This window comes from Neobacillus sp. NPDC097160, from assembly GCF_044762155.1.
Classification (GTDB): Bacteria; Bacillota; Bacilli; order Bacillales; family Cytobacillaceae; genus Neobacillus.
The window spans coordinates 239,454-264,129 of the sequence record NZ_JBIWDU010000003.1 but is presented as its reverse complement, the minus strand read 5'-3'; the positions used below and the strand labels follow the sequence as shown (position 1 = coordinate 264,129).

The following is a 24,676-nucleotide window of genomic DNA, read 5'->3' as shown; positions in this document are numbered from 1 at the left end:
ATTAAAAATTTTTGAATTTCTTCAATATTGTTACTATGATTGTTTCAATTTTTTAAAGTTGTCTTGCAATTGCTCTAAACGTTTTGTACCCTCGATACGCATTCGTTTATTCTCTTCTTCAATCGCTCTTGTTTCCTGCATCCCCTTGATGATAATATTCCAAGATTCCTCAATCGTCTCAATTTTAATGCTTGGGCCGCCAGCAAGCCTTGCGATATCTGTGCTTTGCTGTGAAATGTTCTGGGCATTTTTAAGGAGCATCTCATTTGTTCTGCGGTCAAGCTCACTCATGGAATCAGCGACAAGCTTTTGTCTTTTCGCCGCAACGGCTTGAATTAAGCCATTTTTAAAAATAGGAATTGTCGTAACAAAAGCAGAATTGATTTTTCCAATTAGCTTTGTATTCCCTCTTTGCAATAAGCGGATTTGCGGTGCTGTTTGCAACGAAACCATTTTAGCCATTTCTAAATCATAAATTCTCTGCTCTAGCAGCTCAATCGCATTTTTCAATGAGTCCAGTTGCATGGAGGCAAGCTGATCACCTGATGCAACACGGGCTTCAAGTTGCGGCAGTTGGTTATTGTTCAGTTCTTCTACCTTTAATTCACCAGCAACAATATATTTTTCCAAGGTTAAATAATATTGGTAGTTTTGTTCATACATTTGCTCAAGCATGTTTGTGGAATCGACCATTTCATGCTGATATTTCGAAATTTCTACATATACTTTATCAATCTCGGAACCCATGGTCTGGTACTTCCCAAATAGCTTTTCCACCATTTTCTCGCCCTTTTTAAAGAGCTTGCCAAAGATGCCCCCAGAAGTCTTTTGGAAATCCTTAGCATCAAATTTATCCATAATCCGGCCAAGATGCTTCAGAAGTTCACCCGAATCTTCCACTTTTGTTGTCCGCATATTGCTTAAGATTTGATCAGAGAAACGAGATATTTGCACGGCCGGCTCTTTCCCAAACTCCAATATTTGAATCTGGTCGCGTTCATCGATGGTGCGGGCTAAGTTTTGAATTTCAGGTTCTTTGCGAAGTGCCAGTTTTATATCGGATACTTTTGTTTCTGTAAGGACATCCTCGGCATTCGCAGGTGTTAAACCGCTGGATGGATTTGGTGATAGATTCACTGTTTAATCTCCCCTTAAATTTTTTAAGATTCCTTGAAAAAGCCCTTTTTTGAAAAGTGATGGCTCTTTGAATTCTTGATCAAACACAACGTCATCGAGCCAGTGTTTATCAAATAATCGTTCATCAAGATAATTTTCGATGTCATTATGCCCTGGCGGATTATACAAGATGATATCAATTCCGAATTGATTAAGAAGCAGCAGCAGTGCCGCATCTGACCTTGAAAGGGGTCCGGTTGCTTCGTTATTGTATATGATTAGTTTCGGAACATGCTGAGAATAATCAAACCTCTCCATCAATTGAATGATATTTTTGGGCATAAACATTGCCTGTGTAAACAAATACATCTTTACATCATCGGGACTTTCCATCTGTATAGGCTTTAAACCCGGTTTATCGCAGATTCTGCTAATAGCATTTGCAATTCCTTTTTGCAGACCTGTTGCTAAAAAAGAATATGGCCAGTAGTGTGATTGCATTATTTTTTCGGGAACAATTAAGCCATCCTTGCCGAGTGCGTTTCGATAATGAAAGCGAAAATCACTGTGGCTTGGAATCGTATATGGAAGCTTTCGAATCAGTAAACTATGTTCCAATTGACTCAGAGATTGCAGTCGATCCCAGTATTCTTTACGATTTTTACTTACGCCCTGTACTTTAGCAAAAATAGAAGGGATTTTAACTTGTCCGTTCTCGACAACAAAATCTGGGCGAATCATCGCTATTTCTTTACTAAGAATAAAAAGCTCGTCATAGGTCGTTTTCAACGTAATCGAGGAAGGCGTATAATCCCTTAATTGCCATGGTTTGTACAGGCCGGAGCCTTCCTGGTTTAAAATCGTCTCAATTTCTTTTGACGCTCGGTATGCAACTGTTGTTTTCCTGGTGCGTTTTTCTTTCGGAAAAGGCTCTGCAAGCTGTTTATTTTGAAATTGATGGGTGAAGATTGGTTCGTCCATAAGCCCGGCTAACATATCGTTGCCTTCTGGATGAAAAATAACGAGATCACAGCCAAGCTTAATTAAATAATATAAAAAATATTGATGACTTCTTTTAAAGTCTCCATACCACAGGAATTTAGGCATCGCTTTTTGCGGGTCAGCATACTCCAGTTCTGGCTGTAAATGGTTGATGGACCACTTAACAATATCCACGAGAATCCTTCTAAGTTCGTGGTTTTTTAGCCCTGAAGGTTCAAATTTCGAATACAACTCAAGCGTGGCAATCATTGCTTCTCTTAGTTTGCGATGGATCACAGGTACACTTGACTTCAACAGTAGCTGCTCTCCATCGAGAAATGCAGTAAACCGGTTGATCGACAGCTTTTGTTCATTATTAATATTGATCACTTTTTGAATAGATTGGAAATGAGCATTATTAATCGTTTTATCAAGTGACTCCTCACTTAGCAGCTGCAGGTTCCATTCCTTATTATTGACGTAATCAAATAACTGGTTATAATATTCATCCGCGTCAATTGGTACTCCAAAAAACTTCCCAAGTACTTGCCCAATTTGAATTGCTCCATTTTCTATTGAATAATTTGGCCTTTCCGGCAATGCTTTGTTCAGCAAGCCGTGCCAATTTTCATATGAGAGGGAGCTAATAGGGCGGACGTTCAATTGATTTAATAGTGGATACATTCATAATCCCTTCCCTCTAAAAGCGAAAGCTTTTTTTCCGTTTAGCAAATTATGTAAGGTTACTATATCATCATAACACAGTTAATTAATTGGTTCATTTGTTTATACGAAAGTCTTAAAAAAATGTTTCAACATTTTGGGGTGTATACTCATTTTTCACCTTTTTCTCTGTCCCTACATACTAATGAGTACGACACTAAAGTAGGTGACTCGAATGAGATTTTTATATAAACGGCCAAGGATAGAACACGTTCAAGAGGAATTAAATACACTTATGGACGTAATGGTTTCCGATCTATTTGTCTATCTGGATTTATTTGTATTCAGCTTTATCTTTACGATGCTGTTATCGACAAAAATAAATTCATTAGCCCTGTCCATTCTATTCTTCATTGCTAGCTATATTATATTTTCATGCCTTTACTATTTTTTGTTTAGTCGAATCAAGGAAAAAGGTTAGATTTTTAATGGTAATAGTTTAAGAAACTGCTGGAGAATCTCTTCTCCTGCGTTTACCCCATGTTTTTTGGTAAGAATATGGTTACTGGTGCCTGACACCCCTGCTAGCACTTTTGCAAGTTCTCCGTGGTTAGGAACGAATCGATAGTGGCAGTTCTGCAGAAAGTCCCAATCAAGGATGGAGTCCCCCGCACCCGCAATCGCTTTCACCCCTTCACGGTTACAAATATATTCAAGTGCGCTTCCTTTACTAATCGCATGTGGAATAAAATAAAGCTTCCGCCCTTGTAAGGAAATCCTCCAGCCATATTTTTCAGCTAAATCATGAATCAATACTTTATCAGAAGCAGCTGGGAGGCGGTATAATATGTAATAGAAAAATAGATTCTCTGCCTGCTTCTTTTCCCCATCAAGATGGAAACCTTCTCGTTGCAAAATAGACAGTAATTCAGCTTGTGAAACCGACTCCGAGTGCAAACGATTAAGAATATGGTTTGACCATTCCTCCATCCTTACGCCGCGATAGAGGATGTTTGCACCATTAGCGGTAATCGCGTATTTAATCGAAATATCTTGCGAAAAAATGACAAATCGGTTAAATTGCTCTGTTGTCCTCGTTGTCACCGGTACAAATAAACTATGAAGGGAAAGCTCTTTTAATGCCCAATAGGAGGCTTCTGTCATAAAGCCAACCCACCTGCCATCCTTTTGTTCAACGGGTTTAAGTGTGGATTCTTTTGGTACTCCAAGTTCTTCAATTGCTCGTTTAGAATACATCAATGTGCGGTCAAGGTCAGATGCAAAAATCATTTTTGCATCTCCTTTACCGACTTAATCAAGCCGCAGCATAAATAATTCAAATTTGGATATGGCACGACTTCAACCCCTTTTTCTTCCGCAAGCATGAGGATATGTTTAACAAATGGACTTGAAGGGTCACGCATTAAAATTTTCCATGGAATCCTGCGAAGAAGAACCCTCGTCGTCTCCCCTACTCCAGGCTTAATATAATGAGGGCTTTCGATTGCAAATTCTGCTTGAATTCTCTTCACATCCGCCATTCCCAAAAATCCTGTTTCAATTTTCTCATGGTTCTTTTGAAAAGCGGCCGCCGCTGCTTCTACCCAAACATGCTCAAATTCTTGAGAAATTACATCAATGAATTCATTCGAGACGTCCTCAGCAAGCAAATCCCGGTAATATTTAGCCCCATGAAAATCATCCTTGCCGATATATTGTTCATTTAAAACCGTCCGGCTCACAAGCCCTGAAACAGTCGAGTTTAAACAAGCGCTCGGGATTAAAAAGTCCTCTCTTGTCCCAAATAAGGTGGTACAGTAACCGGGGTCTGCAATGACGGCAAGTGTGTCATCCAGCGGAATCCCATATTTTTGTTTAAAATAAGCACATGCCTTTGTTAATTCCATCGAAATAGCACCTTTGCCTGTCCAGCCGTCTACAAATTGAATGTTCCCATCAGGGTGTTCACTACGAATATAGAAAAGTGCATTCTCGTCAATCCCGCGATCACGGATGATCGAAATACTGTAATGCGTTAAGGAAACATCGTAGCGCATCTTAATATATCTTTTGATTAAAATCCCCACGGGTGTACCTGCTCGCGCAAGCGAAACGAGGATGGCGTTATTTCCTTTTACTTGGTAGATTTGTTCTGCAACAATCCCTACACACAAAGCCACTTTTTGTTTGTATTCATGGAGTGTTTTCCAGAATAAATTGACATACTCTATCGGCGGCTGGTACTCAATCGGCAAGGATTCACTATAATGTCCTCCCGATTGGATCTTCGATTCCCGGTTTATTGCAGAATCTTCCAGCTTTATTTCACTTAAATCCTTTAATAAAAAAAGCACGTCGTCATCATGATAGCTTCCGATTTTTGCCGGTTTGTTGACTGCTTTTTGCATGTTATTCACCTCTGACTTTCGAAAAAAAGACAATCTTTATTGATTTAATGGCTGCTTTACCCAATTCTTTCAGCATTGGCAGTAGATTCTCAAATTCTACTTCTCTTTCGAAAAAGATAAATAATTCATCGTAATGACCTTGTGGAATATTATATACAAAGTGAGAAACTTCCTGATCCTCAGGATTGGGGAAGTTCACCCCGTACCTCGCCCCATAGCCCTCTTTATTTTCGATATAAATCGGGCTTCTTGTTGTGGATTGATAATACACTCCACTGCCCATTTCAGCCGCTATTTTCATTGGCAAGTACATGAATTCTCCGGTTCCAAGGCATAGAGTCTTTTCCCCACTTCTTTTTTGCTTTAAGAATGATGCAGCAGCAGAAACCCTTTTATTTAGTGGAGGATTTCCAAGGCTCATCGAGCCGAATCTTCCAGTCTCTGCAATAAATACTGCCTTGGTCAAAGGATTTGCAGAGGAAAATCCAGTGGCAGTAAACTGGGACGAAAGCTGCAGAATTTCTACAGACGGTTCCCGATTCTCTTTCGCTTCATTTTCTACAGCTTGAATCCCGATTTCTTTTAATTGCCGCACCTGCACATGACCGGATAACAGGCTGACGACATGGATTTTTATCTCGAGACACTCTTCAAGCTTTGAAAAATTTTGTTTATGTACTGGTGAACGCCAATCCAAGATACTTACTACTGTATATTCCCGTCTTGGAAATTTAGCATGAATGGATTGGATGATATTTAACGCAGTTTTTCCCGTTGTCATTTCATCGTCTACTAGAATGATTTCCCGGTCATTATGAATCATCTCTAATGGTATATAACAACGGTGCGATGTTGCATGGGAATGCTCTTCTTCGAAGGTAATCACAGGTTTTTCATTCAAGAGTTCTTCCCTGGTTGTGTGGAAATACTCAGCAGTTTGAAAACAATCGAAGAAAGCATGTCCGAGAGCAGTTGCCGTTTCAGCAAAACCAATTACAACGGGATTAATGGAAGCCGGAACGAAGGCATAGCCATTAAAGGAACCTCCCCCAAGAAAGGTGGACAACAGTCTTTCTTTTTCCACACATTCCAAGCTCTTTACCGATTCTAAATATCTTGCAGCTAAAAGGGCAGCTGTAAGTAGCCCTTTACTCGGATCAATCGGCAAATGCTTGCCTAATACTTTACTGACAAACAAAAATGAGCGTTTCTTATTGATTCGTGCTGCCATCGTAAATAACTCTTCGATTGGGAGTTCATACGGATTTTCTGCTACATCTATCTCTGTTTCAATGGAATCAAGGATATTAAACGTATACTTCTTTTTTGATAAGGTCAATGTTTGTAAAGTCTTCATGTAACACCCCGTAAAGCTGCGATTTTAAGAGAATTTTCTTTGCCCAAAAATAATGGGGCTTAATTTCATTCATTTTGTTCGCAAACATACTCTTCATAACCCCAATCTCTCCAGTTGCGGATTTTACAATATTGCTGGCATCAATATATTCCTCATAGGAAACGACATTAAGTGCCTGAACGATTTTAATATGTGAAGGATGGATAATTGTTTTTCCCGTCAAACCATTAGCAATATCCATAAGAATCTCGCGAATCAACCCATCCATATTTTCATCAATTAATTTTGCTCTCCATTTCAGCCCTTCATCCCCATATCGATCGCGAAATGGAGTTTGACGGAGCTGTGGCTTTAACATCCTGTTTTTCGTGGAAAAATATTCCCAAACAGGTCCTGAAACGACATAGGGACTATCAAACCGTTGAAAGACATTGATAATATCAGCGATACAATCTCTTAAAACAGCAATCTCATATACGGTGGTGTCCGCGCTCCGGCGAATCCCGTACAAACCGCAAAAGTCAGTCGCCCCTATTCGAACATTCAGAATTTGCTCCTTATAATGATCGAGAAGCAGCTTGATCTTTATTAATTCTTCCATTCTTGTTTCTTTCTGGATAACACTTGCGGATTCTAAAATCGGCATCGCATAAAACGGATGCTCCTGCGTGTGAATTTGGCGCACCATTTCTAATAATTCCTCGCCATTATCGGCACAAAACTTTGGCAGGACTACCCCTGTCATTAGTGTAGTGGCATCGCCTAATAGTCCTGTTACCCGCTTCAGCTGATCCAAGTTACGAATCCGGATAAACAGGAGCGGTAAATCGCCAAAACTTAAAAATCCCTTATTCAACTCTCCGAATAATTTTAACAATTCCTTGATAAGCAGTTCTTCAGCTCGATAAACTTCATTGTCGCCGACCGCATCTTCAAGATCAATGACTAGCGAGGTTAAACCTTCATGCTTCTTTGAGAGGATTTCCTGATGAATATTTGGGCGTGTGGCAGGCATATAGAGTGTCGCTCCTAAACCATATGACAACAACTCATGATTGGAATATTTATTGAAATTTTGTGGCTTTTGATAGAAAAATCGCTTGATTTCATCCTCGTAAAAATATGTAAATAACTCCATAATAAGGTTCCCCTCTTTTAAGGTAAAAAATAGAGGAGACGGACTCTCGTCAGCTCCCCATTTTTTTGATACATATTATAAATTACTTTCCTTGCTGCCTTCCTTTTTCTTGTTCATATAGTGAACAATAAAAGTAGCTCCAAATGTAACTAATAGAATAATAAAGAAAGTCACATGTCCCATATCAATTCCGGCTACGGCAAGTAGCATTTTTAAAGCAATAATTAGGATTAAAATATAGGCCGTTGTTTCCAACTCAGGTACACGATCAATTAATGTCAAGAACACACCTGCAACACCACGCATCATTAACACACCGAGCATACCGCCAATTAATAAAACCCAAACCTCTTCGCTCACACCAAATGCTGCAAGAACACTATCTACTGAGAAGGCAATATCCATTAATTCAACAGCTGCAACGGTTCCCCAGAAGGTTCCAAATAACCGGATCAGCAATCCACTTTGATTCATTCCTTCAGCATGTTCATCATCATCATTTCCAGCAGCTTTTCGCTTATCTAAGAAGTACTTGATGGACAGCCATGCGAGGTATCCTGCCCCCAATATTTTCACCCACCAAAGTTTGATGAGGAAAACACCAATTCCGATCGCAATAAATCGGAAAATATAGGCACCTAATAAGCCATAGAAAAGGGCTTTCTTCCGTTTTTCCGGCGGCAAATGTTTAACCATAACCGCCAAAACAAGCGCATTATCCGCGGAAAGTAATCCTTCAAGAATTACCAGGGTACCAATCAGCCCCCAGCTTACCGGGTTTGATAACACTTCTCCCCACATTTCCCAATTAAAAAACTGGGCATACGTATCTATAATATGTTGTAAAACCGTCATTAACTGAATTCCTCCTAGAATGGTTCCTTTTTCAAAAAGACCCTCACTTCCGGGTCTATTATTTTCAAATTATTAAGCGATTGATAAGCCAAAGTCTGTTGCTAATGCTGCTAACCCGCCTTGATAACCGCTGCCGATTGCACTGAATTTCCACTCCCCATTGTGACGATATAATTCGCCGACAACAATTGCGGTTTCAATTGAGAAATCTTCACCCAGATCAAAACGTACTAGTTCTTCACCTGTAGCTTCATTGAAGATCCGAGCATATGAGTTGGAAACTTGACCGAAGTTCTGATTTCTACTATCAGCATCGTGAATGGTAATAGTAAAAGCAATCCGCTGAACGTTTGCTGGAACCGTAGAAAGGTCAATTTTTACTTGTTCGTCATCCCCATCACCGGCACCTGTGCGATTGTCTCCAGTATGTACAACAGCGCCACCTGCACCCTGTGGATTATTGTAAAAAACAAAGTCTGTTTCGTTCGACACTTTGCCACTTTCTCCTAAAAGGAAAACAGATGAATCTAAGTCAAAATCGTTTCCACCATCATATTTATTAGTGTCCCAGCCAAGTCCAACCACAACATTCGTCAGCCCTGGATTTGTTTTCGTTAAATCAACTTTTTGGCCTTTTGATAAACTAACTGCCATTATTTCATTCCTCCAATTTTGGTAATAGTCTATTTACGAGTTTCTCTTAAAAAGGTTTCATTTTATTATAATAAATTTTTTCCTTGCTCATTCGTAAATCTAAAATACTAACTCATCCACTTTGGCGGTGTATTTTTATTCCAATAAATCGATCCTAGTTCTTGATGACTTTGAAAATCATCATGGTACGTATGGTAATGAAAATTGAACCAATATCCTGCCTTTGGCGGGTTATCTCTTCTTACATGGAAACGTAAGATATCCTTTCCTGTTTCTCCATTTTTTATATTAAAAATTTTCTCAGAATGTCCTGCACCTGGCTGCTCGGTGATGGTGAGATTTTTAATATAATCTTCCGGAAATTGGGAAGCTGTTTCCTCCAATGCTTTTTCGATATTTGGCAAAATAATTTCACGAAATTCATTTTCAATCACCGGCTTAATTCTTGTACCAAATTTTTGATAGGACTGGATTTCTGCCTGATTGATCAGTTCTTCCAAAAACTGTTCTCTATTAAACTCTGATTGTTCGATAAATCTATTCGTTTTATTGTAACTATTTTCTACTGCGGCTTCGAAGGCATCTCTGTCTTGAAGTTTCTCAGCATTTACTGTATTCATTAATTGTGTTGGCGTAACAAGGCCAAATGTTAAAATGGAAACCATAACAAACAGCGATTTACGAAGCCACTTATTCATATCTATTTCACACCTTCATTCTATCGATAAATACTTAATTTAGGTTTCTTACAAAATATTATACTTCTTTTTTTGAAAAAATGGAAAAATCAGTTTGAACTATTTTCAAAAATTTTCTTTTACTTATTTGCAGATTCCATAAAATTAAAAAAACTGAAAGCACGTGGCGATCAGTTTTTTTCAATAAATCCAAAATTAAATTTAACGATTTTCTACAATTATCTTGAAAACGATATCTTAATTAGCAATGTGCTTCCAATGCTACCATTACATTTTGCATAACTGCTTCCATTGGCATGCCTTCGATATCATGGCGGGGGATGAAATGGACGACTTTTTTACCCTTTATTAGCGCCATCGATGGTGATGATGGTTCAATACCTTCGAAATACTCGCGCATTTTGGCAGTCGCTTCTTTATCCTGACCCGCAAAAACGGTAACAAGATGGTCCGGTTTCTTCTCACTATTCAACACGGCCTGTGTGGCTGCAGGACGAGCCAGCCCGGCTGCACAGCCGCATACTGAATTCACCACGACAAGTGCTGTACCGTTAGTCTTATCCATAAAATCCTCAACGTCTTCTGCTGTTGTCAGCTCCTCAAAACCCGCACTCGTTAGCTCTGTGCGCATAGGTAATACCACTTGTTTCATATATTCTTCATATGCATTTGACATCATGATCCACTCCAATTCTCTTTTTTAGAATACTATACGTTTGTTATTTTACAAAATTACTGGTCTGTCTTTCTAGCTTCGGTCATTTGCTTCCATACCGAGCCCTTCGCTTCCTCGCCGCCTTCAATTCTTTCAATCGCCATTTTGATTTGCATGCTTACTTCAAATTCCGGGTCGTTTTCCGCCGCTTTTAAAGCTGGAATAGCATCTTCGTCTCCCACTTCGTATAAAAACATTGCTGCCCGCCAGCGCACTAATTTACTTGGATCCTGTAATGCTAAAGACATTTCACCAGCTGCTTCCGGATAGCCTAAATCAGATAAGCAATCGCCGGCTGTTCTCCGAACGGTGACAGTTTTATCCTTCAGGGCCCGATATAAAAGCGGCAGGACTTCCTTCTCTTTTAACATCCCCAGGTAGACAGTCGCTAATCTGCGAATGGAAGGCTTCTCATCTGATAAAGCTTTTTCAAGGACAGGTAAATTGTCCAGTTCCGGATCTTCCATTTGCTCGAGTAACTGGTAACGAACCCGCCAGTCAGGATTGTTTAGATTGTCAATTGTTACTGTTTTACGTACCGGTTTCGGTTTTTGACCGGAAGTGGAATCGTTTGTTTGTGCTTTTGTGACAAGTGCATCAAGTCGATCTATCGGATAAGCGGCGACTAATTCCTCAACAACCTCCTGGCCAATTTGATCAAAATCACCATACCGGACACCTTGATTCTGCCATTTCCGCAAAAGAATATAATTATCTTCGGGAAGCTGTGCCCGCTCTCTTGCCTTTAAAAAATCCTCCGGCATGCCAAATCTACGTTCAGTCGTACTATCAGTCAACTTCACTTGTAGGGGAATGTCTTTAAACATTTGGATTTCAACCTTTATTTCACCAAAATGTTCATCCACTTTAGCCGCCAGGGAAGCTGCTTCAGCTTTTTCCCCAAAAGCCTGGCGTACTTGCGGTAATAGTTTTTTCCAATCATATTTCGCGTTCCGTTCCACTGCCAAAAAATCCGCCACGTGATACACACCTTTAATCCCCTCAATTTGTAAAATGGACTGGATGACAGGCGGTGCATCCATAGCCGTTTCTTTTTTATAATTATGGCTCTTCCCGATTGGAAGCTCTTGATCTAAATTGATTTTCATTGTATTCGGACTTGGCGTTGGTTCTATAGCCTTAATTTTCAACACAATCACCTTATTCTTATGATTTCTTTAACAAGTTTATCATATCGGTAATGATTCATTCATTGGATATGCTTTAAGAACCATTATTCGTTTTCAGCAAGTTCGGCGAGATAGGACCAACGCTCAATTAATTGCTCGAGCTTTTCGTTTAAGGCTGTTTCTTGTTTCATTAACTCCTGCGCCTTTGTAAAATCACTGCCTACCCTTCCCAGTTCTTCCGATACCACTTCTAGGCTGGTCTCTGTCGCGGCGATCAGCTCGTCTATCTCTTCCCATTCTTTTTTCTCCTTAAAAGTCAACCTTTTCTTCTTTTCTTTTTCAGGAGCTTTGAATGGTGGAGTGGACTTTATTACTGTTTTTTGTGCATCTATGGCTATTTCTTTTTCAAGATGTTCGCTGTAATTTCCGTAAAAAGAGTCAATTACACCTTCTCCGCGGAGTATCAACAGCTGTTCAGCTACTTTATCAAGGAAATAACGGTCATGCGAAACGGTGATAACGACTCCAGGAAATTCTTCCAAATAGTCCTCAAGTACGGTTAATGTTTGGGTATCAAGGTCATTTGTCGGCTCGTCCAATAAGAGGACATTTGGTGCAGACATTAACAGTTTCAGCAGGTAAAGACGTCGCTTTTCTCCTCCGGATAGTTTGCGAATGGGCGTCCCATGTGTATAGGCCGGGAAAAGAAAGCGCTCGAGCATTTGCGCCGCGGAAATGCTCTTACCGTCCGAGGTTTCCACAATTTCAGCGGTCTCCTTAATATATTCAATCATCCGCTTATTCTCATCCATATCTTCGCTTTCCTGAGTATAATAAGCGATTTTAACAGTTTGTCCCATAATAAATTCGCCTTCATCAAGCGGAATTTTCTTCGCAAGGATATTTAATAATGTTGATTTTCCGGCACCATTCCTGCCAATGATCCCAATCCGATCACCGGGTTTAATGAGTAAATTAATGTGATATAGAATGACTTTTTCTTCGTAGTGCTTAGAAGCATCCTTCAATTCAAAAACCTGTTTCCCAAGCCTGCTGCCATTTAACGAAATATCCAGTTTTTCTCCGGATGACTTTCCACCCGAAATCTTGTCATCCAGCTCCTCAAAGCGCTGTATTCGCGCCTTTTGTTTCGTGCTTCTCGCTTGAGCACCACGCCGCATCCACTCAAGTTCTCTCCGAAAAAGATTTTTTCTTTTTTCAAACGTGGCCGCTTCATTTTCCTCGCGAATCGCCTTTGCTTCTAAAAAGGCCGCATAGTTTCCTTTGTAACTGTAAAGATTACCGCCATCCAATTCAAACATGCGGTTGGCTACTCGGTCCAAAAAGTAGCGGTCATGGGTAACAAGTAAAATCGAGCCACTATATTTACTTAGGAAGTCTTCGAGCCACTTAACTGAATCAAAATCGAGATGGTTCGTCGGCTCGTCTAAGATCAGTAAATCCGGCTCGGCAATTAAGACTTGTGCTAAAGCTACCCGCTTTTTTTGCCCTCCTGAGAGTTCCCCTATTTTTTGGGTGAAATCCTCAATCCCTAATTTCATTAAAATGGTCTTGGCATTCGTGCTCGCATTCCAGGCATTTAATGCATCCATTTGTTTTTGCAATTGAAAAAGTTCCTCTTGAACCTTCACATCGTTAGGAAACATATTTAGGTTTAATAAAGTCTTTTCGTAATGACGCATCAATTTTAATATTGGCGCTTCACCATGAAAAACCTGTTCCAATACTGTTTTATCTTCATCTACCTCTGGCCTTTGATCTAAAAACGAAATCGAATAATCTTTACCGGTGGTGATCTTTCCTTCGTCCGGCGCATCCAGCCCTGCAATAATTTTTAATAAGGAAGATTTGCCGGTCCCATTGATTCCAATTAAGCCGACGCGCTCTTTTTCGCTTATGGTAAATGAAATATCGTTAAAAAGCTGTTTCTCACCATATGTTTTCGAAACATTTTCCACTGTGAGCATTTTCATGAGTCTTGTCCATCCCATTCTTGGTAAAATTGTTTTAAAAATACATGCATCATCTGCTGACGGGTTGCAGCCATTTTCCTCGCTGTATCTGTATTTAATAAATCTTTTAATTTCAATAGCTTTTCATAGAAATGATGTATGCTTGACGATTTTCCATTACGATATTCTTCTACTGTCATTTCTTCCCTTACATGGATTGACGGGTCGTAGATAGGCTGTCCTTTTTTGCCGCCGTAAGCAAACGCTCTGGCAATACCAATCGCCCCAATCGCATCTAAACGATCAGCATCTTGAACAATTTTCGCCTCCACTGTTTCAAGTGCCCTATTTCTTCCGCCTTTATATGAAATTGATTCAATGATTTGTATAATACGGGTTCTGTCCTTATCAGGGAGTGTAATCGTTTGGAAAAAGGAATCCAATTTCGCCCTGCCTGCTAAAGCACTTTCGTTTAATTTTTCATCTGGTATGTCGTGGAGAAGCGCCGCCATTTCAATGATAAACGGATCACCAGTCATTTCTTTTTTGCAGATATGTAAAGCATTATTACGGACACGGTCGACATGGAACCAATCATGTCCTGTAGCATCATCACCTAATTCGTTACGGACAAACTTTTCGGTTGTATCGATGATTTGATTTTTCAATAGTGTACACCTACTTTCATCCTTGCTATTTTATCATAAAATAACAAAACCGCGGAAATCACATCGAATCCGCGGAATCTATTATTCGTTTATTATTTCAAACCATTAAACCAACTGATTCCAAGGGTGTTTTCACCAGCATGAACACCGATTACAGCTCCTAATGGACAGCAAATAATCTCCACTTGGGGGAATTGTTCCTTTAGTTCCATTCGCCAATCATCAGTATGACTCTCATGTAAACCGAATAAAAGATATACTTCTTTAATTTGGTATTTTTCATATGCGGATCGGAAGTAATCAAGAATTTTTTCTTTAGCCTTTTTCTCTCCCCTTATTTTTTCTTTAACCGCAAGTGCTCCCTTTTCAATTGAAATAATCGGTTTCACGTTTAACATACTGCCGAGGAAAAATTGCAGACCGGACATTCTTCCGCCTCGATGAAGCTGTTCTAGGCTTCCAACTAAAACATATGTCTCATTCGTTTCCCTTATTTGTTCTAGCTCTTCTATTATCGCTTCAATACTGTTACCGGCTGCTAATAATTCCATTCCTTTTTTCAGCAATGCTGACATTGGATAGGTAAGGATTTGTGAATCAAAGGTTGTAACCGGAATATCGACGAGTTTTGCCGCCTGCTCACTTGAAGATACCGTACCGCTTAGTTTTCCTGAGATTAGGACGGTGATAATTTGGTCGTAATCTTTCTCAAGCTGTTGATATAAAGCTTGAAACGCACCGACTGAGGGCTGCGATGTCATCGGAGGGTTTTTAAGCTGTTTTAATCGCGCAAATAATTGTTGGGGGGTCAAGTCGATTCCATCAGAATATTCCTCACCATCAAGCAAAACGGTTAATGGAATCGTATATAAATCGGGATGACTTTTCAGTTCATCATCTAAATAAGCCGTACTATCGGTAACCCACGCCGTTTTAACCACTGTCATCTCCCCTTATTTTTAGTATGAGGTCTTAAAATCTAGTTAGGATAATCGTACCCTTTATTTCCAATACTGTAAATATTTAATCACACAAATAAAACCAGCTAATGAAAGCTGGTTTTACTCCATTTGAACAAAAATAAGCATGTATAGTTGTTCTAAGGTTAACTTCATGAAATTGATCATTTCAACCAAGTCTTCCAATTGGTCTTCTGTAATCAATCGGTCAAATTCCACTGTAATAAGTGTAGATTTTGTCTTATTCATATCTAATGGGTCTTGATGAACTGACAAAGAAATTTTTCTATCTGTCCCCCATGTATCCTCAAGAATATCTTTTATTGTTTGAAAATCGATCTCCTCTTCATAGTCGAGTGAAAACTCGAGCCTCACAAAACAACCAGCATGCTGCTCTTGTACTGCGTGTAAGAGAAGTTCAGCAGCCAAATTAGCTAGTCTCGATTCCATTTTAAATTTCGCCGTGACAGGGCGATTAGGTAATTGGAAGGATACATCAAAATGTCGGGACATTTTGGCCATATTCATTAAATCATTTCGATCTGTGATGACAATTTCTCCACTAATATCATTATCATATAAGGCACCTTCAATGACGACCTTCATATTATCGAAGGCTGTTGGATCAAACATTTAATAGCTCGACTCCTTTAAAATAATCCTACTGCATTCCCATTTTCATCCACATCCATATTTAATGCGGCAGGTTTTTTAGGAAGTCCTGGCATGGTCATTACTTCGCCTGTTAACGCCACAATAAACCCGGCTCCGATGGATGGTTTAAATTCTCTTATCGTTACGGTGAAATCCGTTGGCCTGCCTAGCTTTGTTGGATCATCCGATAAGGAATATTGCGATTTCGCCATGCAGACAGCCAAATTAGACCATCCGAATTTTTCAAAATCAATTAATTGTTTTTTCGCTTTTGGTGAAAAATCAACATCCTTACCACCATAAACCGTTTGAACAATGGTTTGAATCTTTTGTTCAAGCGAATCAGATAGGTCGTATAACGGATGGAAATTATTTTCTTCTTTTTCGATTACTTCTAACAGCTTCTGAGCAAGCTCAATGCCTCCTTCTCCACCTTTTTCCCAAACCTCCGTTAACGAAACAGGAACGTTCTCTCTGTCACACCACTCTAATAATGTTTGAACCTCTAAATCTGTGTCAGTGATAAACTTATTAATGGCAACGACTACTGGTAAGCCGAAGCTTTTGATTGTTTCGATATGTTTTTGCAAATTAGCAAACCCAAGTGTCAGGGATGGAATGTTCTCGTTAGCTAACTCCGTTTTAGCTACTCCGCCATGCATTTTCAAAGCGCGAATGGTCGCAACGACTACAACAGCCTCCGGTTTAATCCCAGCACTTCTAGATTTGATATGTAAAAACTTCTCTGCACCTAAATCAGCTCCAAAGCCGCCTTCTGTGATGACATAATCAGCTAGCTTGGCTGCTGAAGTTGTAGCGATAACACTGTTGCATCCATGTGCAATATTAGCAAACGGGCCTCCATGAATAAGTGCTGGAGTATGTTCAATGGTTTGAACAAGATTTGGTTTAATAGCCTCTTTCAACAATAAGGTTAGGGCACCTTCAACCCCAAGATCACCGACCGTAACAGGTTCCTTATGAACATTATAGGCAACGACCATTCGGGATAGTCGTAATTTTAAATCCTTCAAATCAGCTGCTAAACATAAAACCGCCATTATCTCCGATGCTACCGTAATATCGAATCCATCTTCTCTTGGTACGCCTTGAAGCGGGCCTCCAAGACCAATAATCACATTTCTTAATGCGCGATCATTTAAATCAACAGCACGTTTCCAGACAATCCGGCGCTGGTCAATATTCAGTTCATTTCCTTGCTGAAGATGGTTATCGATTAAGGCTGCAAGGGCGTTGTTTGCCGTTGTAATCGCATGAAGGTCTCCAGTGAAATGCAAGTTAATGTCTTCCATTGGCAATACTTGTGAATAGCCGCCGCCAGTTGCCCCCCCTTTAATTCCCATGGTCGGACCCAATGAAGGTTCTCGCATGGCAATCATTGCTTTTTTTCCAATGCGATTAAATGCATCCCCCAGCCCAACCGTAACGGTCGATTTTCCTTCCCCCGCCGGAGTAGGGTTAATTGAGGTGACAAGTATTATTTTTCCACTCTTTTTAGTCTTTATTTGGATTAGTGCTTCATTGGAAATTTTCGCTTTGTATTTTCCATAAAGTTCGAGATCGTCCTCTGTTAACCCGATTTTTTCTGCAATTTCCACAATTGGTTTCATTATTGATGCTTGTGCAATTTCAATGTCTGACTTCACTGATGTTTTCATAGCCACATTAACCCCCCGCATTCAGCCGATTTTAAACTACTCCTTTATTATACCAAAAAAGCGTTTTCATTCCGATTATTAATTATGAACAAATTATTATCTTTTCTGAATTTATAATAATGTTTATAATGAAATTAAAAAGGGGGAGGATCACTTGCCAATTAACATACCAAAGCTTTTACCTGCGAGGGAGGTTCTTGAGCAGGAAAATATTTTCATCATGGATAATGAACGGGCAACCAGTCAGGATATAAGGCCTTTAAATATACTGATTTTGAATTTAATGCCTGAAAAAGAAAAAGCGGAAACCCAGCTATTACGATTATTGGGAAACACACCCTTACAGGTAAATGTTAATTTTCTTAAAACCAAATCCTATGAATCTACCCATACGAGCAAACAGCATTTGCAGCAGTTTTACACTACCTTCCCGGAAATTAAAAATCATAAGTTTGACGGGATGATCATTACTGGTGCCCCTGTGGAACTATTAGAATTCGATCAGGTAAAATATTGGTCCGAATTAACCGAAATTATGGACTGGGCCAATCAAAATGTAATCTCAACATTACATATTTGCTGGGGAGCGCAGGCTGCACTTTATTATTATTATAGTATTGGTAAATTTGAATTACAGCGAAAATGTTCCGGTATTTATGCCCACCGTATTTTCGAGCAAAATGATATTTTGTTACGAGGATTTGATGATCATTTTTATGCGCCCCATTCCCGTTATACGGATGTATCGATTGAGGCTATTTTAAAAATACCGGAATTAAAATTGCTGGCTGCCTCAGAAGATGCCGGAGCATTATTGATTGCTTCCCGAGATCGAAAGCATGTCATGATCACTGGACATTTGGAATATGAATCTGATTCACTTGCGCAGGAATATGAAAGAGATTTGCAAAAAGGTCTCGCGATCCATATGCCTGAAAATTATTTTCCAAACAATGACCCAACCCAGCCGCCAATCAATCGCTGGCGTTCACATGGACATTTATTCTTTTCAAATTGGCTTAATTATTATGTGTATCAAGAAACTCCTTATATGTGGGGTTAACAATAAGCATCGGTTTACATCCGATGCTTATTTTTTTATTCTCCTAACATCTGATTACCGCTTTTTGTTTAATATTCGTACAATAAAGGAATAATACGGGAAAGGGGGAATTTAGATGGAAACAATCGCTGGAGTGCATCGCAATCATTTTGGAGAGATTATCAGTTTTGTTACTTCCGGCGGGCGGATTATTTCTTATCGTAAAGCCTTAATGGAGGCTGAAAATGGCCTAATCCAAGGTGTCCAGACCATCCATGATACAGACGGAAATATGTCCTTGATGCCGGAGCCCGACCAGTCCTTTGACCAATACCCGAATTTATTTTAAAAGCATCTAGCAATCGCTGCTAGGTGCTTTCTTTATTATTCTTGTTCATTTTGTTTTTGAATTTCTCTCAATAGTTCAACCCTATTCTCATCCTCTTCAAAAAACTGAACAAGGTCACCGATTCGATCAATCGAATCCCAGCTTAAATGATGCTCGATGCCTTCAACATCGCGATAAATATTTTCATCTTTAACCCCGATGATATTGAGGAACTGCTCAAGTAATTCATGCCTAAAGACAAGGCGTTTACCAATTTTATTACCTTTTGATGTTAAACTCAGCCCTCGGTATTTTTCATAGACCAAATATTCATCTTTATCAAGTTTTTGTACCATTTTCGTTACTGAGGAGGGATGGACGGATAGCGCTTCAGCAATATCTGAGACCCGAGCGTATCCTTTTTCTTCAATCAAAATATAGATCTGTTCAATATAATCTTCCATACTAGGTGTTGGCATCCCGAAACCTCCAAAAAATTACTCCATTAAAAGTTTACTATAGAAAAATAGGAGTGACAAGGCTCTTTATCACTTATTTGAAATCAATAGTGGGTTATTTTGCTGCTGGTTCTTCAAATAAAAATTTTACTCTTTTTTCCTTTTCGTCAAGGAAAAGCCTTGCATTAAAGGTTTTGTCCTGGTTTGTAAATCCCTCAATCATTTCTGTTTTACCTTCCGAAAGCAGCAATTTCACGTTTTTCTGCGTAATATTTTTCCCTAGGATTTTTTTGGAAATGGTAAAATTACATTGATTATTTTTATAATTACTGCAACCATAAAAGCTCCCTTTATCAATGATTGATCCATCACATTTTTTACAAGGTCCTATTTTTGTAACCGTTTTTCTCCTTGTCGTTTGTTTACCGGGAGTAAAGTTTTGGGTAATTTCTTCAGAAAAGGACCAATTGGCCGATTTGCCAATACTAGAGGAGATTAAATGTAGTACCATCTTTTTTGTTTGATCCATAAAATGCAATGGGACCGCAGAACCATCTGAAATTTCCTTCAATTTTTGTTCCCACTTAGCGGTCATTTCCGGTGAAGCTAGGATTTCATGTCCGACGGCTTCAATTAAAATTTTTGCTTTTGCGGTTGCATAAACTAAATTCTTTTTCACTTCAATGTATAATCGATCCTTTAGCATTGTGATAATCCCTGCTCTTGTTGCTTCCGTTCCAAGGCCCTCGGTTCTTGTTAATACTTTCTCAAGCTCTTTATCATCTATATGCTTACCGGCTGTTTTCATTAATGTGATCAACTGTCCTTCAGTATAGCGCTTTGGCGGCTGCGTATGGCTTTCTTTTACATCGACTTTTACCGTCTTTCCCTGCTCCCCCTTTGTCAGTGCAGGAAGTTCGGGTTCATCCTCACGTTCCTTTTGATTCAGAACTTTTCTCCAGCCCTCTTCGAGTTGTACCTTCCCTTTTGAGATAAAGGCTGCCCTGCCATCTACTAATGTGGTCACGGTTGTATATTCGGTGATGGCTTTATTGTAATGAGCTGCGATTAAACTCGTTACGATTAAATCATAGATCATCCGTTCGTCAGGGCTCAGCCTCTCAACATTTGGAATTTGTTCAGTAGGAATAATGGCATAGTGATCGGTAACCTTCTTTTCATTTACATATCGTTTGTTATCCGCTATTGAGGCGATTGGTAATGGAAAAAAGTGTGAATAATCTTTGATATGGCTCAATTTATTCAGAATATCAGGGAAGGTATTGGCCTCTTCTTTCGTAACATACCGCGAATCGGAGCGGGGATAGGAAACATACCCTTTTTGATAGAGTTTTTGCAGATCATCCAGCGTCTTTTTGGGCGGAAATTTAAAGCGCCTATTTGCCTCCGCTTGTAACGCTGATAAATTATATAAAAACGGCGGTAAAAATTCTTTCCGTTCAGAAATTACCTCCGCCACTTCCGCGGGTTTTTCTCGGCAAAAAGCTGCAACTTTTTCGGCCATTTCTTTTGTCTTAACGCGGGTTTCTCCGTCATTCTGCCACTTTCCATTGTACTTTTTGCCATTGATGGCAAAATGAGCAATAACTTCCCAAAATGGCTCGGACTTAAAATTCTCGATTTCTAGTTCTCTTTTAACAATAAGCGCTAACGTTGGTGTCTGTACCCGGCCAACTGAAAACACATCGGAAAATCCTTTTTTTTGCAGCAGCAAACTATATAGCCGTGAACCATTCATTCCCACTACCCAATCCGCACAGGCACGGGTATAGGCCTCAAAATATAAGCTTTTCGTCTCATTTTCATCCAATAATTTTGAAAATCCTTCGCGAATTGCATTAGGTGTTAACGATGAAATCCACAGTCGTTTCATCGGTTTTTTACAGTTTGTTAACCTTAAAATATTGCGGATGATTAATTCACCTTCACGCCCCGCATCACCTGCATGGATAATTTCCGTAACCTCCGGGTTTGTAACAAGTTTCTTAATGACAGCAAATTGTTTTGCTTTATCTTTCGTTACTTCGTACTTGAAATGTTCTGGTATAATGGGCAGATTGTCTAATGACCATTTTTTCCAGCCTGGCTCATACTTTTCCGGTGCCACAAGCTGGCATAAATGGCCGATTGCCCAGGTGACATAGGCACCTTTTGTAAAGGTATCATTCGGAAAAATTTCGATAAAACCATTTTGTTTTTTATGTTTAAATATAGAAGCTAATGTTGAACCTTGATCGGGCTTTTCGGCAATAATTAATTTCATTTTCATTTGCTCCTTTTTACAGCATCCCGGATTCATTTTCCCACTTGAACTGAATTTCGTAAAGAGATAAAAAAATGCAGCTGCCAGGATTCCAATAATAATAGGCCTCGAATATTTGTCAAATTAATGACAAAATTTTCCGAAGATTACGAGGTACCATTTATCTAACAAATTAAATCAGGGGAGCCATAATGAAATTGGCCTCCCCTTAAAACTTCATCTATTATTTTTCATGATTGATTACTTTAAATCAGTAATCGGTGATTCCTGAATATACCAATTTTCCTTAGGAACGATGTTAGATACAGTTAATATTAACGATGGTATTCTTTCGACATCAAAGACAATGGCACCAATTTTCTTTGTAAACATTATAAATGCATTACCATGAGAAAAATCGGTTAAATCATCACCAATTTGCAGCAGTGACATTAAGACTGCTTGCTTTTCTTCCTCTTCAATGAAAACTTGCGGTGAGAACCTTAAAATCCAATCCTCCCCTTCAATTGAAAATCGGAACATCGCTTCCCCACCTCTATCATGAAAAATTTATTAATTTAACATATGAGGAAGAGCCGTAATTATGTTAATAAGGAAGTTAAATTCAGACTTTTTTATTAATTTCTCGAAACCTGCATGTTTTCGGCAAAAAACCGCCTGCCTTTCCTTGACTGTCCATTTTCATTATTGTATATTTAAAGCATCATGTACCAAATAACAATATAAGCTGATTTGCTGCATGATAATATTTATCTTTGGCACCTTTTGTGGTGTCTTGAAAGGCTTAGGAGGAAGACGTACATGCAAAACGGTAAAGTAAAATGGTTTAACAATGAAAAAGGTTTTGGTTTTATCGAAGTTGAGGGCGGCGACGATGTATTCGTACATTTCAGTGCGATCCAAGGCGAAGGCTTCAAATCATTAGAAGAAGGTCAAGAAGTTTCTTTCGAAATCGTTGAAGGAAACCGTGGACCACAAGCTGCTAACCTAGTAAAACTATAATCAAAATAAAAATGACCAATCAAAGGCTGGCGGTTTTCGCCAGCCTTTTTATTTCCAATTTTCATTTGAGTTTTTTTCCATACTCTTGCAGCCTTTCTCCTACTGTACATTGTGAAATACAGAAACGATGAGCCCATCTCCGTCCGCCTTCTTTTTTTAGCTGCTGATGTAGAAAACAGCCTTCACAATATTGATTCATCAAGCTTTCTACTTGAATAAAAAGTTCTTTTCTGGTTGAAGGCTTCATTATTACTTAGCACCCACTTTTTAAAGAATTAATGTTTTGGCGAAGATTTCTTTTCCTTCTAATGCTTGGGTAGCCAATTTATCTGCTTCTTTATTATCCTTTCTTGGAATGACCGTATATTTTGGCAGCAGTCCCAGTGCTTTCATTTTTACCTCAATCCGGTCGAGCCATCGGTTAAGCGTTTCCTCATAACATGGCCATTCCCCTTCGAGCTGCTTTAATACTCCCTGTGAATCGCCCTTAAATTCACAGGAGAGATGATGGACACCTAAATCTTCTAAAATATTTAATGTATAATAAAAAGCGGCATATTCGGCTTCATTGTTGGATTCCATTTCTTCAACACGTTCATTGGCACGGATGCGATATTTCTTTTTTCCCTGCTTAAAAAAAATCACAGCCCCAAGCCCTGCTTGATTTGTTTCCTTGTGGAATCCCCCGTCAAAATAGACGGTAATTTCATGGGGGTCATCTTGGATTTCCGTTAACAACTTTTTCATTTCCTTTAATATCCAAGATGTCCCTTTTTCATCATAAAAATACAAATCCATTACCTTGCCAGTTGCCTCAAGTTCTTCTCCCATTTGAACTGCTAATTCACCGGCTACCCAATCGGAGGAACATTGGACTTTTTCACTACTTTTAACTTTATAGTACCACTCTAATCTATATTTCATTGTATTCAGCCTCTCAAGAATGATTTTCTTATTCTTACCAATTAGCTTATTCATTTACTAAATAAATATATATATTTATTATCATACCCACATGAGCAATAGAAAAAATATCACTAAATTACTGTGTTAAAATATGTTAAACTTTCAGTATTATTAAAATGGAGGAAACATCATTGATTGAGGTCTATATTGATGGAGCGAGTGCTGGTAATCCCGGGCAAAGCGGAGCTGGGGTTTTCATTAAAGCAAATGGCATAACAGAAAAATATTCGATACCGCTAGGTATTATGTCAAATCATGAAGCAGAATTTCATGCTTTTATTAAAGCCCTGAACATATGCTTAAATTATGGATTCGTCCATTCAGTTGTCTCGTTTCGAACGGATTCAGAATTAGTGAATAGGTCTGTCGAAAAAGAGTTTGTCAAAAATAAGCTGTATGCTCCTTTACTTGTTGAAGCATTACAGTTAACAAAAAAATTCGACTTGTTTTTTATGAAATGGATCCCAAGTGCTGAAAACAAAGTTGCTGATGAACTGGCACGACTGGCGATACAAAATAATTTAAGCGAGGAGCCTTATTCATCATCATGAAAAAACCAATATTTGCTGATATTATTAAGAAAAATAAAGGACTTGAAACTTAACTAAAAAACTCCCTGCTGATGGGAGTTTTTATTTATATCGCAAGCAATTCTTGTTCCTTAACAAAATTTATTGCTTCTTGCCTCGTCTTGAGTTTATTCGAAATAAACGTTTCCAGCAAGGACATATAAAAACTGCCATCGAAGCTCTTTTGTGCTTTTAACGTCAGCTCTATCGCTGTATTAATCATTTCATCGGCAGCATTTGTATAGTGTTTCCCAAAGAAAATAAAGCCAATTGCATCATCTTGAAATTGAAAGCCTTTTCCTTGCAAGTAGTGCAAATACTCTTCAACTGTTCGCACTGACAACCCATCCCTCTCCCCCGCTAAATCTAAAAAATTCCC

Annotated in this window: 26 protein-coding genes; 4 read left to right on the top strand and 22 right to left on the bottom strand. The window is 39.0% G+C overall.

Features of this window, described 5'->3' with window-relative positions; all coding sequences use genetic code 11:
• Nucleotides 1-33 precede the first annotated feature (33 nt).
• The 16 genes from ACIQXV_RS05690 to ACIQXV_RS05615 form a co-directional block, all read right to left on the bottom strand.
• On the bottom strand, nucleotides 34-1,137 hold the full coding sequence (locus tag ACIQXV_RS05690) for a toxic anion resistance protein (RefSeq protein WP_402956833.1): 1,104 nt from the start codon (nucleotides 1,135-1,137) through the stop codon (nucleotides 34-36).
• A 3-nt stretch (nucleotides 1,138-1,140) separates the two neighbouring features.
• Complete coding sequence (locus ACIQXV_RS05685) at nucleotides 1,141-2,781, bottom strand: YceG family protein (protein ID WP_402956831.1); 1,641 nt, start codon at nucleotides 2,779-2,781, stop codon at nucleotides 1,141-1,143.
• A gap of 456 nt (nucleotides 2,782-3,237) precedes the next feature.
• A complete protein-coding gene (locus tag ACIQXV_RS05680; protein ID WP_402956829.1) occupies nucleotides 3,238-4,050 on the bottom strand; it encodes an HAD family hydrolase in 813 nt (270 codons plus the stop codon).
• Entirely contained in the window at nucleotides 4,047-5,168 is a 1,122-nt protein-coding gene (locus ACIQXV_RS05675; RefSeq protein WP_402956827.1) for a cysteine protease StiP family protein, read from the bottom strand. Before ACIQXV_RS05675 ends, ACIQXV_RS05680 begins: the two co-directional genes overlap by 4 nt.
• Before the next feature lies 1 nt (nucleotide 5,169).
• Complete coding sequence (locus ACIQXV_RS05670; RefSeq protein ID WP_402956825.1) at nucleotides 5,170-6,525, bottom strand: phosphoribosyltransferase family protein; 1,356 nt, start codon at nucleotides 6,523-6,525, stop codon at nucleotides 5,170-5,172.
• A complete protein-coding gene (locus ACIQXV_RS05665; RefSeq protein ID WP_402956823.1) occupies nucleotides 6,476-7,663 on the bottom strand; it encodes an HpcH/HpaI aldolase/citrate lyase family protein in 1,188 nt (395 codons plus the stop codon). Before ACIQXV_RS05665 ends, ACIQXV_RS05670 begins: the two co-directional genes overlap by 50 nt.
• Before the next feature lie 75 nt (nucleotides 7,664-7,738).
• Nucleotides 7,739-8,518 carry a TerC family protein gene (locus ACIQXV_RS05660; RefSeq protein WP_402956821.1) on the bottom strand — a complete coding sequence of 260 codons (780 nt, stop codon included), beginning with the start codon at nucleotides 8,516-8,518 and terminating at the stop codon, nucleotides 7,739-7,741.
• A 72-nt stretch (nucleotides 8,519-8,590) separates the two neighbouring features.
• Nucleotides 8,591-9,172, bottom strand: coding sequence for a TerD family protein (locus tag ACIQXV_RS05655; protein WP_402956819.1), 582 nt, complete (start codon nucleotides 9,170-9,172; stop codon nucleotides 8,591-8,593).
• A 107-nt stretch (nucleotides 9,173-9,279) separates the two neighbouring features.
• A complete protein-coding gene (locus ACIQXV_RS05650; protein WP_402956817.1) occupies nucleotides 9,280-9,870 on the bottom strand; it encodes a YpjP family protein in 591 nt (196 codons plus the stop codon).
• A 241-nt stretch (nucleotides 9,871-10,111) separates the two neighbouring features.
• Nucleotides 10,112-10,546 carry a BrxA/BrxB family bacilliredoxin gene (locus ACIQXV_RS05645; RefSeq protein WP_402957145.1) on the bottom strand — a complete coding sequence of 145 codons (435 nt, stop codon included), beginning with the start codon at nucleotides 10,544-10,546 and terminating at the stop codon, nucleotides 10,112-10,114.
• 56 nt (nucleotides 10,547-10,602) lie between these two features.
• Nucleotides 10,603-11,736: a conserved virulence factor C family protein gene (locus ACIQXV_RS05640; RefSeq protein ID WP_402956815.1), complete on the bottom strand. Its 1,134-nt coding sequence runs from the start codon at nucleotides 11,734-11,736 to the stop codon at nucleotides 10,603-10,605.
• Nucleotides 11,737-11,819: 83 nt separating this feature from the next.
• Entirely contained in the window at nucleotides 11,820-13,709 is a 1,890-nt protein-coding gene (locus ACIQXV_RS05635) for an ABC-F family ATP-binding cassette domain-containing protein (RefSeq protein WP_402956813.1), read from the bottom strand.
• Nucleotides 13,706-14,356 carry an HD domain-containing protein gene (locus tag ACIQXV_RS05630; protein WP_402956811.1) on the bottom strand — a complete coding sequence of 217 codons (651 nt, stop codon included), beginning with the start codon at nucleotides 14,354-14,356 and terminating at the stop codon, nucleotides 13,706-13,708. The genes ACIQXV_RS05635 and ACIQXV_RS05630 overlap by 4 nt, the downstream gene beginning before the upstream one ends.
• 92 nt (nucleotides 14,357-14,448) lie before the next feature.
• Nucleotides 14,449-15,297, bottom strand: coding sequence for a DegV family protein (locus ACIQXV_RS05625; protein ID WP_402956809.1), 849 nt, complete (start codon nucleotides 15,295-15,297; stop codon nucleotides 14,449-14,451).
• Between the two features lie 120 nt (nucleotides 15,298-15,417).
• Complete coding sequence (locus ACIQXV_RS05620) at nucleotides 15,418-15,948, bottom strand: hypothetical protein (protein WP_402956807.1); 531 nt, start codon at nucleotides 15,946-15,948, stop codon at nucleotides 15,418-15,420.
• Nucleotides 15,949-15,965: 17 nt separating this feature from the next.
• The gene (locus tag ACIQXV_RS05615; protein WP_402956805.1) at nucleotides 15,966-17,648 is read right to left on the bottom strand and encodes a formate--tetrahydrofolate ligase; all 1,683 of its coding nucleotides are present in this window, start codon (nucleotides 17,646-17,648) and stop codon (nucleotides 15,966-15,968) included.
• Between the two features lie 154 nt (nucleotides 17,649-17,802).
• On the opposite strand from ACIQXV_RS05615, the gene metA reads away from it, so the two are divergent.
• Nucleotides 17,803-18,711: a homoserine O-acetyltransferase MetA gene (gene metA / locus ACIQXV_RS05610; protein ID WP_402956804.1), complete on the top strand. Its 909-nt coding sequence runs from the start codon at nucleotides 17,803-17,805 to the stop codon at nucleotides 18,709-18,711.
• A gap of 115 nt (nucleotides 18,712-18,826) precedes the next feature.
• Nucleotides 18,827-19,039 (top strand): DUF3892 domain-containing protein, encoded by a 213-nt coding sequence (locus tag ACIQXV_RS05605; protein ID WP_402956802.1) that lies wholly within the window; start codon nucleotides 18,827-18,829, stop codon nucleotides 19,037-19,039.
• A 35-nt stretch (nucleotides 19,040-19,074) separates the two neighbouring features.
• Here the strand turns inward: ACIQXV_RS05605 and mntR are convergent, their stop codons facing one another.
• From mntR to ACIQXV_RS05590, 3 genes are all read right to left on the bottom strand, one after another.
• The gene (gene mntR, locus ACIQXV_RS05600) at nucleotides 19,075-19,497 is read right to left on the bottom strand and encodes a transcriptional regulator MntR (RefSeq protein WP_402956800.1); all 423 of its coding nucleotides are present in this window, start codon (nucleotides 19,495-19,497) and stop codon (nucleotides 19,075-19,077) included.
• Nucleotides 19,498-19,591: 94 nt separating this feature from the next.
• The gene (locus ACIQXV_RS05595) at nucleotides 19,592-21,760 is read right to left on the bottom strand and encodes a DNA topoisomerase III (protein ID WP_402956798.1); all 2,169 of its coding nucleotides are present in this window, start codon (nucleotides 21,758-21,760) and stop codon (nucleotides 19,592-19,594) included.
• Nucleotides 21,761-22,000: 240 nt separating this feature from the next.
• Nucleotides 22,001-22,282, bottom strand: coding sequence for a hypothetical protein (locus ACIQXV_RS05590; protein ID WP_402956797.1), 282 nt, complete (start codon nucleotides 22,280-22,282; stop codon nucleotides 22,001-22,003).
• Between the two features lie 279 nt (nucleotides 22,283-22,561).
• Between ACIQXV_RS05590 and cspD the strand changes: the two genes are divergently transcribed.
• Entirely contained in the window at nucleotides 22,562-22,762 is a 201-nt protein-coding gene (gene cspD, locus ACIQXV_RS05585) for a cold-shock protein CspD (RefSeq protein ID WP_402956795.1), read from the top strand.
• Nucleotides 22,763-22,823: 61 nt separating this feature from the next.
• Here cspD and ACIQXV_RS05580 read toward each other — a convergent pair whose 3' ends face one another.
• Nucleotides 22,824-23,009, bottom strand: a complete 186-nt coding sequence (locus tag ACIQXV_RS05580) for a zinc-finger domain-containing protein (RefSeq protein WP_402956793.1) — start codon at nucleotides 23,007-23,009, stop codon at nucleotides 22,824-22,826.
• A 20-nt stretch (nucleotides 23,010-23,029) separates the two neighbouring features.
• On the bottom strand, nucleotides 23,030-23,686 hold the full coding sequence (locus ACIQXV_RS05575) for a reverse transcriptase-like protein (RefSeq protein ID WP_402956791.1): 657 nt from the start codon (nucleotides 23,684-23,686) through the stop codon (nucleotides 23,030-23,032).
• 173 nt (nucleotides 23,687-23,859) lie between these two features.
• On the opposite strand from ACIQXV_RS05575, the gene ACIQXV_RS05570 reads away from it, so the two are divergent.
• Complete coding sequence (locus ACIQXV_RS05570; RefSeq protein WP_402956789.1) at nucleotides 23,860-24,279, top strand: reverse transcriptase-like protein; 420 nt, start codon at nucleotides 23,860-23,862, stop codon at nucleotides 24,277-24,279.
• 85 nt (nucleotides 24,280-24,364) lie between these two features.
• Here the strand turns inward: ACIQXV_RS05570 and ACIQXV_RS05565 are convergent, their stop codons facing one another.
• A complete protein-coding gene (locus ACIQXV_RS05565; RefSeq protein ID WP_402957144.1) occupies nucleotides 24,365-24,634 on the bottom strand; it encodes a DUF6123 family protein in 270 nt (89 codons plus the stop codon).
• Nucleotides 24,635-24,676 lie beyond the last annotated feature (42 nt).